Source organism: Rhodococcus sp. AH-ZY2 (assembly GCF_030916465.1).
Classification (GTDB): domain Bacteria; phylum Actinomycetota; class Actinomycetes; order Mycobacteriales; family Mycobacteriaceae; genus Rhodococcus; species Rhodococcus ruber.
This window is the reverse complement of sequence record NZ_CP126458.1, coordinates 1,821,536-1,836,128: the sequence shown is the minus strand read 5'-3', so window position 1 is coordinate 1,836,128 and position 14,593 is coordinate 1,821,536. Positions and strand designations below refer to the sequence as shown.

At 72.2% G+C, this 14,593-nt stretch carries 13 protein-coding genes; 5 read left to right on the top strand and 8 right to left on the bottom strand.

The annotated features are described in order from the left end of the window. The first annotated feature begins 12 nt into the window (after positions 1-12). Positions 13-726 carry a transcriptional repressor LexA gene (gene lexA, locus QNA09_RS09595; protein ID WP_119699728.1) on the top strand — a complete coding sequence of 238 codons (714 nt, stop codon included), beginning with the start codon at positions 13-15 and terminating at the stop codon, positions 724-726. Between the two features lie 73 nt (positions 727-799). On the opposite strand, the gene QNA09_RS09590 is transcribed toward lexA, so the two are convergent. From QNA09_RS09590 to ptsP, 3 genes are all read right to left on the bottom strand, one after another. Beyond that, positions 800-1,942 carry an acyl-CoA dehydrogenase family protein gene (locus QNA09_RS09590; RefSeq protein ID WP_003935613.1) on the bottom strand — a complete coding sequence of 381 codons (1,143 nt, stop codon included), beginning with the start codon at positions 1,940-1,942 and terminating at the stop codon, positions 800-802. Positions 1,943-2,022: 80 nt separating this feature from the next. Further along, positions 2,023-3,333 (bottom strand): uracil-xanthine permease family protein, encoded by a 1,311-nt coding sequence (locus QNA09_RS09585; protein ID WP_003935614.1) that lies wholly within the window; start codon positions 3,331-3,333, stop codon positions 2,023-2,025. Positions 3,334-3,397: 64 nt separating this feature from the next. Continuing rightward, positions 3,398-5,083, bottom strand: a complete 1,686-nt coding sequence (ptsP, locus tag QNA09_RS09580; protein WP_119699727.1) for a phosphoenolpyruvate--protein phosphotransferase — start codon at positions 5,081-5,083, stop codon at positions 3,398-3,400. Between the two features lie 138 nt (positions 5,084-5,221). Here ptsP and QNA09_RS09575 point away from each other — a divergent pair, with 138 nt between their 5' ends. The 4 genes from QNA09_RS09575 to QNA09_RS09560 are packed head-to-tail and all read left to right on the top strand — an operon-like array spanning position 5,222 to position 9,370. After that, positions 5,222-5,989, top strand: a complete 768-nt coding sequence (locus QNA09_RS09575; RefSeq protein WP_119699726.1) for a DeoR/GlpR family DNA-binding transcription regulator — start codon at positions 5,222-5,224, stop codon at positions 5,987-5,989. Further along, a complete protein-coding gene (pfkB, locus tag QNA09_RS09570; protein ID WP_119699725.1) occupies positions 5,986-7,002 on the top strand; it encodes a 1-phosphofructokinase in 1,017 nt (338 codons plus the stop codon). The genes QNA09_RS09575 and pfkB overlap by 4 nt, the downstream gene beginning before the upstream one ends. A 9-nt stretch (positions 7,003-7,011) precedes the next feature. Beyond that, on the top strand, positions 7,012-9,060 hold the full coding sequence (locus tag QNA09_RS09565; RefSeq protein WP_119699724.1) for a fructose-specific PTS transporter subunit EIIC: 2,049 nt from the start codon (positions 7,012-7,014) through the stop codon (positions 9,058-9,060). Between the two features lie 52 nt (positions 9,061-9,112). Further along, a complete protein-coding gene (locus tag QNA09_RS09560) occupies positions 9,113-9,370 on the top strand; it encodes an HPr family phosphocarrier protein (RefSeq protein WP_003935619.1) in 258 nt (85 codons plus the stop codon). A gap of 2 nt (positions 9,371-9,372) precedes the next feature. On the opposite strand, the gene QNA09_RS09555 is transcribed toward QNA09_RS09560, so the two are convergent. The 5 genes from QNA09_RS09555 to QNA09_RS09535 all read right to left on the bottom strand — a co-directional run bounded on the left by QNA09_RS09555 (position 9,373) and on the right by QNA09_RS09535 (position 14,484). Next, the gene (locus QNA09_RS09555; RefSeq protein WP_119699723.1) at positions 9,373-10,422 is read right to left on the bottom strand and encodes a hypothetical protein; all 1,050 of its coding nucleotides are present in this window, start codon (positions 10,420-10,422) and stop codon (positions 9,373-9,375) included. Beyond that, positions 10,422-11,870 carry a GTPase HflX gene (gene hflX, locus QNA09_RS09550; protein ID WP_010592638.1) on the bottom strand — a complete coding sequence of 483 codons (1,449 nt, stop codon included), beginning with the start codon at positions 11,868-11,870 and terminating at the stop codon, positions 10,422-10,424. The genes QNA09_RS09555 and hflX overlap by 1 nt, the downstream gene beginning before the upstream one ends. Positions 11,871-11,968: 98 nt before the next feature. Then, a complete protein-coding gene (dapF, locus tag QNA09_RS09545) occupies positions 11,969-12,835 on the bottom strand; it encodes a diaminopimelate epimerase (RefSeq protein WP_010592639.1) in 867 nt (288 codons plus the stop codon). 9 nt (positions 12,836-12,844) lie between these two features. Beyond that, positions 12,845-13,780 (bottom strand): tRNA (adenosine(37)-N6)-dimethylallyltransferase MiaA, encoded by a 936-nt coding sequence (miaA, locus tag QNA09_RS09540; RefSeq protein ID WP_010592640.1) that lies wholly within the window; start codon positions 13,778-13,780, stop codon positions 12,845-12,847. Next, positions 13,768-14,484, bottom strand: coding sequence for a hypothetical protein (locus tag QNA09_RS09535; RefSeq protein ID WP_010592641.1), 717 nt, complete (start codon positions 14,482-14,484; stop codon positions 13,768-13,770). Before QNA09_RS09535 ends, miaA begins: the two co-directional genes overlap by 13 nt. Positions 14,485-14,593 lie beyond the last annotated feature (109 nt).

The following is a 14,593-nucleotide window of genomic DNA, read 5'->3' as shown; positions in this document are numbered from 1 at the left end:
GGAGGTCACGACATGACGGACGGCCATCCCCCGGCCGGGCGGAGCCGGACGACCACCGCGGATCCGGCCGTCGGCCTGACGGAACGCCAGCGCCGCGTCCTCGAGGTGATCCGCGAATCGGTCACCGAGCGCGGCTACCCTCCGAGCATCCGCGAGATCGGCGACGCGGTGGGCCTCAATTCCACCTCGTCGGTGGCGCACCAGCTGCGCACCCTCGAGCGCAAGGGTTTCCTCCGGCGCGATCCGAACCGTCCCCGAGCGGTGGACGTGCGCGGTCTCGACGATTCGCAGCCGCCGGCGCCGCAGGGACAGCCGGTGGACGGAGTCGACGTCGCCGCCGAGTCCCCCACGTCGGCTGCCATGGTTCCCGTGCTGGGCAGGATCGCCGCAGGCGGACCGATCCTGGCGGAGGAGTCCGTCGAGGACGTGTTCCCGCTCCCGAGAGAGCTGGTGGGGCAGGGTTCGCTGTTCCTGCTCAAGGTCGTCGGCGAATCGATGGTCGACGCGGCCATCTGCGACGGCGACTGGGTCGTGGTGCGCCAGCAGAACGTCGCGGACAACGGGGACATCGTCGCCGCGATGCTCGACGGCGAAGCGACCGTGAAGACGTTCAAGCGCGTACACAACGACGTGTGGCTGATGCCGCACAACCCGATGTTCGAACCGATCCCGGGCAACGACGCGGTGATACTCGGCAAGGTCGTGACCGTGATCCGCAAGATCTGACCTCGCCACTTCCGCCGAACGTGCACGGGCGGCGCCGCGATCCGCGGCGCCGCCCTGCTCGTTCCGGGTGGGATCAGAGGTTCAGACCGCGGCCGATGATGTCCTTCATGATCTCGTTGGTGCCGCCGTAGATCTTCTGCACGCGGGCGTCGAGATACGCCTTCGCGACCGGGTATTCACGCATGTAGCCGTATCCGCCGTGCAGCTGCAGGCAGCGGTCGATCAACTCGACCTGCTTGTCGGTGGTCCAGTACTTGGCCATCGCCGCCTCCTGCACGCTCAGGGTGCCGGCATTGAGCTGCTCGATGCACTTGTCCACGAAGACGCGCGCGAGGGTGGTCTCGGTGGCCAGCTCGGCCAGCTCGAACCGGGTGTTCTGGAAGCTGCCGATCGACTTGCCGAATGCCTTGCGGTCGCGGCAGTACTGCATCGTGTCCTCGAGCACCGCTTCCATGGCCGCCGCCGCCACCACCGCGATCGACAGACGTTCCTGGGGCAGGTTCTGCATCAGGTAGATGAAGCCCATGCCCTCCTCGCCGAGAAGGTTGGCGGCAGGCACCCGCACGTCGGTGAAGTGCAGTTCGGCAGTGTCCTGCGCCGCGAGGCCGATCTTGTCGAGGTTGCGGCCCCGCTCGAAGCCCGCCATCCCGCGCTCGACGACGAGGAGCGAGAAACCCTGCGCGCCCTTCTCCGGATCGGTGCAGGCGACGACGATCACCAGGTCCGCGTTGATGCCGTTGGTGATGAAGGTCTTGGAACCGTTGAGGATCCACTCGTCGCCGTCCCGCACTGCGCGGGTCTTGATGCCCTGCAGATCGCTGCCCGTGCCGGGCTCGGTCATCGCGATCGCAGTGATGATCTCACCGGAGCAGAATCCCGGCAGCCAGCGCCGCTTCTGCTCCTCGTCCGCCAGCTTCAGCAGGTACGGTGCCACGACGTCGTTGTGCAGCATGAAACCGATGCCGCTGAATCCTCCGCGGGTGGTCTCCTCGGTGACGATCGTGTTGTAGCGGAAGTCCTCGACACCGCCGCCGCCGTACTCCTCCGGCACCGCCATGCCCAGGAAGCCCTGCGCGCCGGCCTTCTTCCAGACCTCACGATCGACGATCTTGTCCTGCTCCCACTGCTCGTGGAAGGGAGCCACCTCCTGCTCGAGGAACTTCCGGTACGACTCCCGGAAGAGTTCGTGCTCGGGCTCGAAGAGGGTGCGTTCCATGTGCGCTCCTGTATCCGATGACGTACGTCACGCTCACGGTAGACATCGGAAGGCCCGTCTGACGCTGACAGGAACGAGCGTTATTTGTGACCGGACGCGCCGGGCGCCGGACGGCGCAGATCCGCCGCCCGGCGCAGGATCGGGTAGGCGACGAGGATGCCGATCGAGCCCCACGCGATGCCGCCGAGCTCGACGGAGCCCACGGTGAGGGTGAGATCGCCGATCCCGGCCACCAGCGCGGCGGCGGCCACCGTGAGGTTGACCGGATCGGTGAAGTCGACATCGGCCTCCATCCAGATCCGCACGCCGAGAATGCCGATCAGGCCGTACAGCACCAGGGTGGCGCCGCCGAGCACCCCGTCGGGGACGGTGAAGACGAGGGCACCGAACTTCGGCGAGAAGGCGAGGACCACGGCGGTTGCGGCGGCCACCCAGTACGCCGCGGTCGAGTACACCCGCGTCGCGGCCATCACGCCGATGTTCTCCGCGTAGGTGGTGGTGCCCGACCCGCCTCCGATTCCGGCGAGGGTCGTGGCGAGGCCGTCGGCGAGCAGGGCGTCGCCGGCGACGTCGTCGAGGTTTCGTCCGGTCATGGCCGCCACGGCCTTGACGTGGCCGACGTTCTCGGCGACGAGCACCACCACGACAGGCAGGGCGAGCAGTACGACGGACAACTCGAACGCCGGGGCGCGCAGCTCGGGCAGGCCGAACCACGCGGCGTCACGGAGGGCTGTGACGCGTTCCTCGGCGAGTCCGCCGGTGACGGCGGCGAACACCCAGCCGATGACGACACCGACGAGAATGCCGAGGCGACCGAGGAGGCCGGGGCCGAGCACGGTGACCAGCAGGATGGCGGTCAGCGTGATCGCCGCGACGAGCGGCTGCGCTTCGAAGGACCCGACCGCGACCGGCGCGAGATTCAAGCCGATGAGCGCGACGATCGCGCCGGTCACCACCGGGGGCATCAGTGCGTCGACGACGCGGGATCCCGACGCCTTGACGACGAGCCCGACGAGCCCGAGAGCGAGGCCCACGGCGACGATGCCGCCGAGCTGGGCGGCGGGGCCCGCACCGGCCGAGGCCGTGAGCGGTGCGATGAACGCGAACGACGAGCCGAGGTAGCTGGGTACCCGCCCGCGGGTGATCAGCAGGAACAGGGCAGTGCCGATGCCGGAGAAGAGCAGCGTCGTGGTGACCGGGAAGCCGGTGATCGTCGGCACGAGCAGTGTCGCGCCGAACATGGCGACGACATGCTGCATGCCGATGCCCACGGTGCGGGGCCAGGACAGCCGTTCGTCCGGGGCGACGACCTCGCCGTCGGCAACGCGACGCCCGTCGCCGTGCAGGGTCCAGCCGAATCCGGCCGTCCGCGTCCTCAGTTGTTCCTTCACAACGGGGAATGGTAGGCGTCCCCGGTCCGGTCGCGTCGGTGACTCCCGGCGCCGATCACGTGCGTCAGGCGAGTACGCGGGCCGCCGCGTCGCGGGCCTCGCCGGGGTCGACGGCGCGAAGGACCTCGTCCGCGGCCTCGCGGCAGCGGTCGAGGGTCACCGCGGCCAGGCGGGACCCGACACCGGCGACGGCCGCGGCGGCACACGACAACGAGGTGACGCCCATGCCGGCCAGGACACAGCCGAGCAACGGGTCTGCGGCCGCCTCCCCGCACACCCCGACTCGCTTGCCGGCGGCGCGTCCGGCGGCGGCGGTGCGGGCGACCAGGGCCAGCACGGCCGGCTGCCACGGGTCGGTGAGGGACGCGAGGTGGGGCGACATGCGGTCCGCAGCCATCGTGTACTGCGCGAGGTCGTTGGTGCCGATCGACAGGAAGTCGACGTGTTCGAGGAGACGTTCGGCGAGCAGCGCGGCGGCCGGCACCTCCACCATCACCCCGGGCACGAGGTCGCGGGCACGGACGGCGGCGCCGAAGTGTGCGGCCTCGGCGACGGTCGCGATCATCGGTGCCATCACCCAGGGCTCGGTGCTCGTGCGCTCGGCCGCGGCGGCGACGGCGTCGAGCTGCCGGTCGAGCAGACCTTCGGTGGCGGTCGCAATCCGGATGCCGCGCAGGCCGAGTGCCGGGTTGTGCTCGACGGGATGGTCGACGAAGCGCAGCGGTTTGTCGGAGCCCGCGTCGAGGGTCCGCAGGACGACCTTGCGGCCGGCGAAGGCGCCGAACACCTCGGCGTAGATCTCCGCCTGCTCCTCGACGGTCGGCTCGGTTTCCCGGTCCAGGAAGCACAGCTCGGTCCGGAACAGCCCGACCCCCTCTGCGGGGGTCGCGCGGGCCGCGCGGGCACCGGCACCGTCCTGGACGTTCGCGAGGATCTCGACGCGATGCCCGTCCTCGGTGGTGCCCGGACCGGCCCACGACGCGACGCGCGCCTGCTCGCTGCGGTCCGCGGCGACGGCGGCCGCTGCCTCGTCGGGGTCGGGGTCGAGGCGGAGCTCACCGGCAGCGCCGTCGAGCAGGACGCGGGTGCCGGCGGGGACGGTGTCGAGGTCGGCCGCCGCGACCACGCAGGGGATACCGAGCTGGCGGGCGATGATCGCGGTGTGGCTGGTGGGCCCGCCGAGGGTGGTGGCGAGTCCGATCACCCGGGTCGGATCGAGGCCCGCGGTGTCGGCGGGGGCGAGATCCTCCGCGAGCAGGATGGACGGCTCGTCGGGCAGGTCGAGACCCGGTTCCGGATGGCCGGCGAGTTCGGCGATCACCCGGTCGCGGATGTCGAGAAGATCGGTGACGCGCTCGGCCATCAGCCCGCCGAGCTTGGTGAACATGTCGGCGAACTGATCGGTGGCGCCGACCGCGGCCTCGATCGCGCCGGCTCCGTTGCGGATCTTCGCGGCGACGGCGCCGAGCCACCCGCGGTCCTCGGCGAGCTGGGCGTTGGCGAGCAGGACCTCGGCGGCGGCGCCCGAGGCCCGGCCGGCGCGACCGCGCAGCCGATCCGCGACCGCGGCGGCAGCCACCCGGAAGCGCTCGGCCTCGGCGTCGCGCGCGGTGTCCGGGATGCGCTCGAACGTGGTGGGAATCTGCGGCCGCGGCGCGGGGCGTACGACCGGCCCGTAGGCAACCCCGGGCACGACCGGCGTGCCCCGCACGATCGAGATCGCCGCCGCTGCGGGGATCACCTTCTCCATGTCTCCTCCTCGCCGCCCGGTGTGTCGGGATGTGCGTCCGGGGTAACTCTGTGATCGAGATTACTCCGAACCATTGACATGTCAACACATACGGGCGTAAAACAACATGAAACAACATTCAGCAGCAAGGAGCCCGGTGTGTACGCGGAGGAACGGCAGCAGGCGATCGCCGAGCTGATCGGCCGACGGGGACGGATGTCCGTCGCCGATCTCGCGACCCGTTTCCGCGTCACCACCGAGACCGTCCGCCGGGATCTGGCCCTGCTCGAACGGCTCGGACATGTGCGCCGCGTGCACGGCGGCGCAATCCCCACCGCCGCACTCACCGTCACCGAACCCGCGCTGAACGAGCGCGAGCACACCCACGCCGCCCAGAAGGACCGGATCGCGGCCGCGGCAGCCCGGTACCTCCCCGCCGCCGGTGGCAGCGTGGTGTTCGACGCCGGCACCACCACCAGCCGCCTGGTGGCGGCCCTGCCCGCCGACGTCGACCTCGAGGTGGTCACCAACTCGGTTCCCATCGCCGCACGGCTCGCCGGCCTCGGATCGGTGCATCTGCACATGCTCGGCGGCCGGGTCCGTGGGATCACGCAGGCCACGGTCGGCGAGGACGCGCTGCGGTTCCTTCGCGCGCTGCACGTCGACGTCGCCTTCATCGGCACGAATGCACTCAGTGTCGGCCACGGCCTGTCCACTCCCGACCCGGACGAGGCCGCCGTCAAACGTGCGATGGTGCGCTGCGCCGACCGGGTCGTGGTCCTCGCCGACTCCTCCAAGATCGGCCGACAGCACCTCATCAGCTTCGCCCCGGTCGACGCCGTGGACGTGCTCGTCACCGACACCGAGATCGACGACACCGACTGCAAAGAGCTCACCGACAACGGAATCGAGGTGGTGACGGCATGATCGTCACGCTGACCGCCAACCCCAGCCTGGACCGGACGGTCGCGCTGACCGGCCCGCTCGTCCGCGGTGCCGTGCACCGCGCCGCCGCCACCCGGGTGGACCCGGGCGGCAAGGGCGTCAACGTCGCCCGGGTGCTCCGCGCGGCCGGACGACCGGTCCTGGCCGTCCTGCCGGGAAACACCGGCGACCCGTTGCTCACCGCGCTCGACGACCACGGCATCGGCTACCGCGCCGTGCCGACCGGGGGTCCCGCCCGCAGCAACATCACCGTCGCCGAGCCCGACGGCACCACCACCAAACTCAACGAACCCGGGCCGGCGTACACCGACGGCACCCTGGAGTCGCTGCGCCACACCGTCGTCGACACCGCCGCCGCCGCTCACTGGCTGGTGATGTCCGGATCCCTACCGCCCGGCGTGCCCGCCGACTGGTACGCCGACCTCGTCCGCTCCGTTCGTGCCACCGTAGACGGGTCCGCCTGCCGAATCGCCGTGGACACCTCCGAGTCCCCCCTGCTGTCGCTCGCGGCAGGGTTCCCGGATGCCGCACCCGATCTGCTCAAGCCGAACTCGGACGAGCTCGCGCAACTCACCGGCGCAGACGCCACCACCCTGGAATCCGCGGCGGCCGCCGGTGACACCGGACCCGTCGTCGCCGCGGGACGCCGGCTCGTCGAACGTGGCGTGGGGGCGGTACTGGCCACACTCGGTGCGGCCGGCGCGGTCCTGGTCACCGCCGACGGTGCCTGGCACGCAGTACCGGGCCCCGTGACCGCCCGCAGCACCGTCGGTGCCGGCGACTCCTCCCTCGCCGGTTATCTCGTCGCGGAGCTGGCCGGACTCGATCCCGCCGAGCGGCTCCGCCACGCTGTCGCATACGGCTCGGCAGCCGTGGCCCTCCCCGGCACCACGCTGCCCGGACCCGACGACGTCGACACCGGCGCCGTCGAGGTCACCCCGATCAGTCCCCGCCCCCTCGGCACCCCCTCCCCGGCCCTCCCTCACCACCAGTAAGGACACGCCATGCCAGACCTCGCCTCCGGCCCCGCCTCCGGGCCCGCGATCATCGACGACGGCCTGATCGCACTCGACGCAGACCTCGGCGCCGACAAGGAGTCGGTCATCGCCGCGCTGGCCGCGCGGCTCGCCGACGCCGGCCGCGCCACCGACGCGGCGGCACTGACGGCCGCCGCCCTGGACCGGGAGGCCAAGTCGGCCACCGGCCTGCCGGGTGGGATCGCCATCCCGCACTGCCGCGCGGACGCCGTCGTCACCGCATCGCTCGGCTTCGCGCGGCTGTCCCCCAAGGTGGACTTCGGCGCCCCCGACGGACCCGCGGACCTCGTGTTCCTGATCGCCGCCCCGGAAGGGGGCGGCGCCGAGCACATGAAGCTGCTCTCGTCGCTCGCCCGAGCGCTCGTGCGGCCGGACTTCGTCGGGTCGCTGCGCGAGGCCGCCACTGCCGCGGACGTGATCGCGCTGGTCGAGGGAGTGCTGCCGAAGCCCGCGCCGACCACCACTGCGGCTGCCGAACCTGCCCCGCCCGTTCCCGTCACCGAACCCACGCCGGCCCCCGCGACCGCCGAGCGCACCATCGTCGCTGTCACTGCCTGCCCGACGGGGATCGCCCACACCTACATGGCCGCCGATGCCCTGAAGGCCGCGGGTGAGCGTGCCGGGGTCACGGTGCGGGTCGAGACCCAGGGCTCGAGCGGCAGCACCCCGCTGCCGGCGTCCGTGATCGCCGGCGCCGACGCCGTCATCTTCGCCACGGACGTCGGTGTGAAGAACCGGGAACGGTTCGCGGGCAAACCGGTTATCGCCTCGGGTGTCAAACGAGCCATCAACGAGCCCGACGTGATGGTCGCCGAGGCGGTCCGCGCGGCGAAGGATCCGTCCGCGAGTACCGTCGACGCGGCCGCCGCCGCCGCTGCCGCCGACGAACCCTCCTCCGGCGAGGTGGGCTGGGGGATCCGGCTGCGGCAGATCCTGCTGACCGGCGTGAGCTACATGATTCCGTTCGTCGCCGCGGGCGGCCTGCTCATCGCCCTCGGCTTCCTGCTCGGCGGATACGAGATCACCGACTCCGCCGCCGACATCGTGGTGAACAACTCGCTCGCCGACCTGCCGGCCGGTGGCCTGCCCACCTACCTCGGCGCGGTGCTCTTCCAGCTCGGCTCGCTCGCGTTCTCGTTCCTGGTACCCGCACTGGCCGGCTACATCGCCTTCGCCATCGCCGACCGGCCCGGCCTGGCACCCGGCTTCACCGCCGGTGCGGTGGCCGTGTTCGTCGGCGCCGGATTCATCGGCGGCCTCGTCGGCGGCATCATCGCCGGTTTCGCCGCGCTGTGGGTCGGTCGCATCCCCGTCCCGGTGTGGGCTCGCGGCCTGATGCCGGTGGTGATCATCCCCCTGTTCGCGACCCTCGCCGTCGGCGCCCTGATGTTCCTCGTCCTCGGCAAGCCCCTCGCCGCGATCACCTCGGGCCTGACGAACTGGCTCAACGGCCTGTCCGGGACCTCGGTCGTCATTCTGGGCGTGATCCTCGGCTTGATGATGTGCTTCGACCTCGGCGGCCCGGTCAACAAGGCCGCCTACGCCTTCGCCGTCGCCGGGCTCGACGTCTCGAACAACGCCTCGCTGCAGATCATGGCGGCCGTGATGGCCGCCGGTATGGTGCCGCCGCTGGCGATGGCGCTGTCGTCGACTCTGCGGCCGGGGATCTACAGCACCGCCGAGCGTGAGAACGGCAAGGCCGCTTGGCTGCTCGGCGCCTCGTTCATCTCCGAGGGAGCGATCCCGTTCGCGGCGGCGGACCCGCTGCGGGTGATCCCGTCCATGATGGCCGGCGGCGCCGTCACCGGTGCGATCGTGATGGCCACCGGGACAACCCTCAGCGCCCCGCACGGCGGCATCTTCGTGTTCTTCGCCATCGGCAACCTGCTGTGGTTCCTCGTCGCCCTCGCCGCAGGCACCGTCGTGGGTGCGCTCTGCGTGACCCTGGCCAAGGAGGTGCACCGACCCGCCCACCTGCGCAGCAGCGACACCGCGGCCCAGCCCGCCGTCGCCTGATCCGACGTCGCCCGATCCGATCGACGACCGTCCCTACCCCGAAGGAGTTCTCATGCCCAGCACCACCGTCACCGTCGGCTCGTCCATCGGCCTGCATGCCCGGCCGGCCGGGATCATCGCCGAAGCCGTGGTCGCCTCCGGCGTCCCGGTGACCCTGGCCGTGGACGGCGGCGAACCCGTCGACGCGGGCTCGGCGCTGCTCGTCATGACGCTCGGCGCCACCCAGGGCACCGAGGTCACCGTCACCAGCGACGACGCCGACGTGCTCGCCCGCATCGCCGAACTGGTGGCCGCGGACCTCGACGCCTGACCTCAGCCCCGGCGCCGGCGCGAGGACCGTCGCCACAGCCCGCCGGCAGCGGCGGCGACCACCACGATGCCCGCGGCGATCGCCGCGGGCATCGCGCCCCGCGGGGCCTGCGCCGGCTCCGGCGCGGCCGCGGGCCGGAAAAGGGTCACCACATCACGCCACACCCGCACCGCCGGCAGGGCACCCCCGGCGGATTCGGACCCGGTCAGCAGATCCCCGGCCGCGGTGAAGGCCACCGCCTCGCCCTGGGGTTCACCGGGCACCGGCACCCGCAGGGACGGTCCCGCCGCGAGCGCCGCCGCGACGTCGCCGTCGGGAGCGTGGAAGAGGTGGACGTCGGTGTACGTGCGTACCGCGGCGACGGTGCCGTCGGGACTGATCGCGCCGCCGGTGATCAACGTGGAGGACGCCCCGCCGACGGGGCCACCGGGGGTGTCCGTGGGACCGAGGGTGACGGTCCCGATGCGTTCGAGAGGGACCGGACCCGGCTCGGGCAGCTCGTCCACGCTTCGTCCGCCGGCCGGCCGGTAAAGGCCGGCGCTGCCGAACAGGGGCTTGGAGACGATCAGCGGCACCCCGTCGCGGGGGACGAGCAGCGTCTCCGCATCGCGTGGGCCGTCGGGGTAGGCGAGCCGGTGCAGACTCCCCGCGCCGGTCTGCGGGTCGACCGAGATCAACGCGACGGTGTCGCGTGCGGCGCGATTGTCGCCGAGGTCGCCGAGCCAGAGCCGGCCGTCCGGACCCGCGGCCAGGTCCTCCACGTCGTACGGGTCGACGGCCGGCGGGATGCGTCGCAGCACCGCACAGTCGTCCCCCAGCTCGAAGACCGCCTCGTCGGCACCGGCGTCCGGCACCGCGAACAGTCGCCCCCCGGCGACGGCCAGGCCCGACAGTTCCGCGAGGCCAGGATCGGCGGGGGTGCACAACACGCTCCCGTCGACCTCGGCGGCCGGGGCGGTGGTCTGCGCCGCGGCGACCGGGGCGGTGGTCTGCGCCGCGGCGGCCGGCGACGACACCGTCGCGACCACCAGGGCGACGAGAGCGCCGCGCACTAGGCGGCGTACTCGACCAGGGCCGACGCGAGGGCCCGCGGCACGCGGGCGTGCACGCGCGTACCGTCCACCTCGTGCGCGGAGGTCAGGACCTGCCCGTCCGAGTGGATCCGCGCGAGCAGGTCCCCTCGTGTGTACGGCAGCAGCACCTTCACCTCGACGTCCGGGTGTTCGAGCAGCGCGGCGAGGTGCTCGCGCAGATCGTCGAGTCCCGCGCCGCTGCGCGCCGAGACGAACACCGCGTCGGGGAGCAGGGCACGCAGTTCGGCGACGGTCAGCGGGTCTGCGGCGTCGACCTTGTTCACCACGATGAGCTCGGGCGGCGGCGGCGCGTCGGACTCGCGCAGCACGTCGGTGATCACCTCGCGCACCGCCTTGATCTGGTCGGTCGGCAGCGGGTCGGACCCGTCGACGACGTGCAGCAGCAGGTCCGCGTCCGTGACCTCCTCGAGGGTCGACCGGAACGCCTCGACGAGCTGGGTCGGCAGGTGCCGCACGAACCCGACGGTGTCGGTGAGCACGTACTCGCGCCCGTCCGGGAGTTCGGCCCGGCGGGTGGTCGGATCGAGCGTCGCGAACAACGCGTTCTGCACCAGCACACCGGAACCGGTGAGCTTGTTGAGCAGGCTCGACTTGCCGGCATTGGTGTAGCCGACGATCGCGACCGACGGGATGCGGTTGCGCATCCGCCGGGTGCGTTTGGTGTCGCGAACGGACTTCATCGCCTTGATCTCGCGGCGCAGCTTGGCCATCCGCTCGCGGATACGGCGACGGTCCGTCTCGATCTTCGTCTCGCCGGGACCACGCAGGCCCACGCCCCCGTTGCTGCCGGCACGGCCACCGGCCTGCCGCGACATCGATTCGCCCCAGCCTCGCAGCCGCGGCAGCATGTACTCCATCTGCGCGAGCGATACCTGCGCCTTGCCCTCGCGGGAGGTCGCGTGCTGGGCGAAGATGTCGAGGATCAGCGCGGTGCGGTCGATGACCTTCACCTTGACGATCTTCTCCAGGGCGGTCAGCTGCGCGGGGGTGAGCTCGCCGTCGCAGATGACGGTGTCGGCGCCGGTGGCCAGAACCACCTGGCGCAGTTCCTCGGCCTTGCCGGAACCGATGTAGGTCGCGGCGTCGGGACGGTCCCGGCGCTGGATCAGGCCCTCGAGCACCTGGGAACCGGCGGTCTCGGCCAGGGCGGCGAGCTCGGCGAGACTCGCCTCGGCCTGAACCGCGGTGCCTCCGGTCCAGACCCCGACGAGCACGACCCGTTCGAGGCGCAGCTGCCGGTACTCGACCTCGGTGATGTCCTCGAGTTCGGTGGACAACCCAGCGACGCGGCGCAGGGCGCTGCGGTCCTCGAGTTGCATCTCGCCGACCGACGGGTCGGCGGCGGCCCAGCCGGGGACGCGGTCCGTGTCGCCGGTGGCCGATTCGTTTCGTCGTGTGTTCGTCATACACGACCATCGTCCCACTTCGGGCGCGCGGACGCATGCGACTTTCCCGGTGTCCGCGCAGGGCGAAACCGTGCGACGACGCGGCGTCGCCGTGACAGTCAGTCCAGGCCGTCCCACCAGTGATCGCCGATCGTGCCCGACGCGACCAGCACCGAGGGGCCACGCAGCGCGGCCCGGCCGTCCTCGAGGCGCACCTGCACCGCCCCGCCGGGGACGTGCACCCGGACGGTGCCGGAGTCGGCGCCGTCGAAGCGCAGCGCCGCCGCGGCGGCGGCGACCGTGCCGGTGCCGCAGGACCGGGTCTCGCCCACCCCCCGCTCGTACACCCGCATGTCCACCGCGCCCGCGGCGATCGGGGTGAGGAACTCGATGTTGACGCCCTGGGGAAAGAAGCCGGGGTCGAAACCCGGACCGGACAGGTCGAGGGCGGCCAGGGTCGCCGCGGTCAGGTGCGGATCGACGCAGGCCAGATGCGGGTTCCCGACGTCGATGCCCAGACCGCGGTACACCCGGCCTTCGATGGTCGCGGTCGACTCCCCCAGCTCGCGCACCACGCCCATGTCGACGGTGACGTCGCCGTGCGTCGCGTCGGCGCTGTGCACCTGCACCGGCTTGCCGCCGGCGCGACTGCCGACGACGAACGCGTCACGCGATTCGAACCCGCCGGCGGTGACGAAGTGCGCGAACACCCGCACCCCGTTGCCGCACATCTCCGCGATCGACCCGTCGGCGTTGCGATAGTCCATGAACCAGTCGTCGGCGGCCGTCCCCTCCGGCAACGCGGGCAGGACCCCCGCGTCGACGAGCGCCCCGGCCCGCGCCACCCGCAGGACCCCGTCGGCGCCGAGACCACGACGACGGTCGCACAACGCCGCCACCCGCTTCGGCTCGAGGGAAATCCGCACCTCCGGATCGGGAAGGATCACGAAGTCGTTCTCGGTGCCGTGGCCCTTGCTGAAGTCCATGCCGCCACCTTAACGACGGTCCGCCCCGGCGAGAACTCGAAGCGCCGCGTCCCGCAGCGCAGGATCGGCGCCGTCGATCCAGTGCACCCGTGGGTCCCGGCGGAACCACGAGCGTTGCCGGCGCACATAGCGCCGGGTGCCGATGAAGGTGCGCTCCCGCGCGTGTGCGAGGTCGCACTCCCCGGCCAGGTACTCGAGTACCTGCGCGTACCCGATCGCCCGGCGAGCCGTGACCCCCTCGCGCAGCCCCCGTTCGCACAGCGCCGCGACCTCGTCGACCAACCCCTGCTCGAACATCCGGTCCGTGCGCCGCGCGATCCGGTCGTCGAGCGCCGCGGTGTCCCGGTCCACCCCGAGCACGACCGTCCCCCATCTGGGTTCGCCGATCTGCGGCTGCGACGCCGCGAACGGCGCCCCGGTGAGTTCGACGACCTCGAGTGCGCGGACCATGCGGCGACCGTCGGTGGGCAGGATCGTCGCCGCGGCCACCGGGTCGGCCCGGCGGAGCGCGTCGTGCACCGCGGCCACCCCCTCGTCGGCGAGCAGCGCCTCCCACTTGGCGCGGACCTGCGGATCCGTCGCGGGGAACTGCCACTCGTCGAGGAGCGCCTGGACGTACATCATCGAGCCGCCGACGATGATCGGCACGACGCCGCGCGACCGGATCGCCTCCACGTCGGCGGTCGCGGCCTGTTGATACCGCGCGACCGTGGCAGTCTCGGTGACGTCGAGGACGTCGAGCTGATGATGGGCGATGCCGCGGCGCTCGCCGACGGCGAGCTTGGCGGTGCCGATGTCCATGCCGCGGTACTGCTGCATCGCGTCGATGTTGACGATCTCCCCGCCGAGTTCCTCGGCGAGATCCAGGCCCAGGTCGGACTTTCCGGTGGCCGTCGGGCCGACGACGGCGACCGGGCGGACGGGGTCGACGCTCACGGCCGCCACATCCCCACGTGGTATCCGACCCCGTACGGCGCGCTGCTGTGGGTCGTGGCGGCCGACGCCGGTCCCTCGGGACCGAACACCGCGGCCAGCACCTGCCAGGCCGCGCGGCCGTCGCAGACCGTTTCGGCGCAGAGTGCCGGGTCGAGCGCGGCGAGGGCGGCGACGTCGCCGACCGCGAGGGCGACGCCGAGCGCCTCGTCCAGGTTCTGCGCCTCGGGACGGTAGGAGCCGGGAGACTTCGCGGTGAGCGTGGCGGGACCGTCGGCCACCACGAGCAGTGCCGTCGGGGTGCGGTCCGCGTCCAGGGTGCTGCGCAGCTGCCGCCCGAGCCGGGCGCAGTCCTGCGGGGTCGTCCCGGCCGGCACGACGTGCGTGGTGGCGCGCACGACCGGTGCGGTCCGGTCGCGCAGCCAGCCCGCGATCAGCGCCGGCAGCGGCAGCTGCGGATCGGGGGTCCCCGTGGCCGCCGGCCCGAGCGCGACGACCAGGTCGACGCCGAAGCCACGGAACGTTCCGACGGCGGTGTCCGGGACGTCCGTGGCGTCCGTGCCCGCACCGACGACGACCCACCGTGCCGCGGCACGCAGCTCCGTCCCCACGGCGAGCACGGCGGCGCGCAGGTCGGCGGTCTCGGCGGCCGCGGAGCCGGTCAGCTCGGGAACGAGCAGGGGCGGGGACGGCACGAACGCCGCGGCGATCAACACACGGGCCACCGTAGTCGACCCGACCCGCCGACTCGCGGCCGTGCGACCTGTTTCAATAGTGGGCGGGCGTGGTCTCGGAGCGACCTCCGCGGCCCGACCACGCGAACCA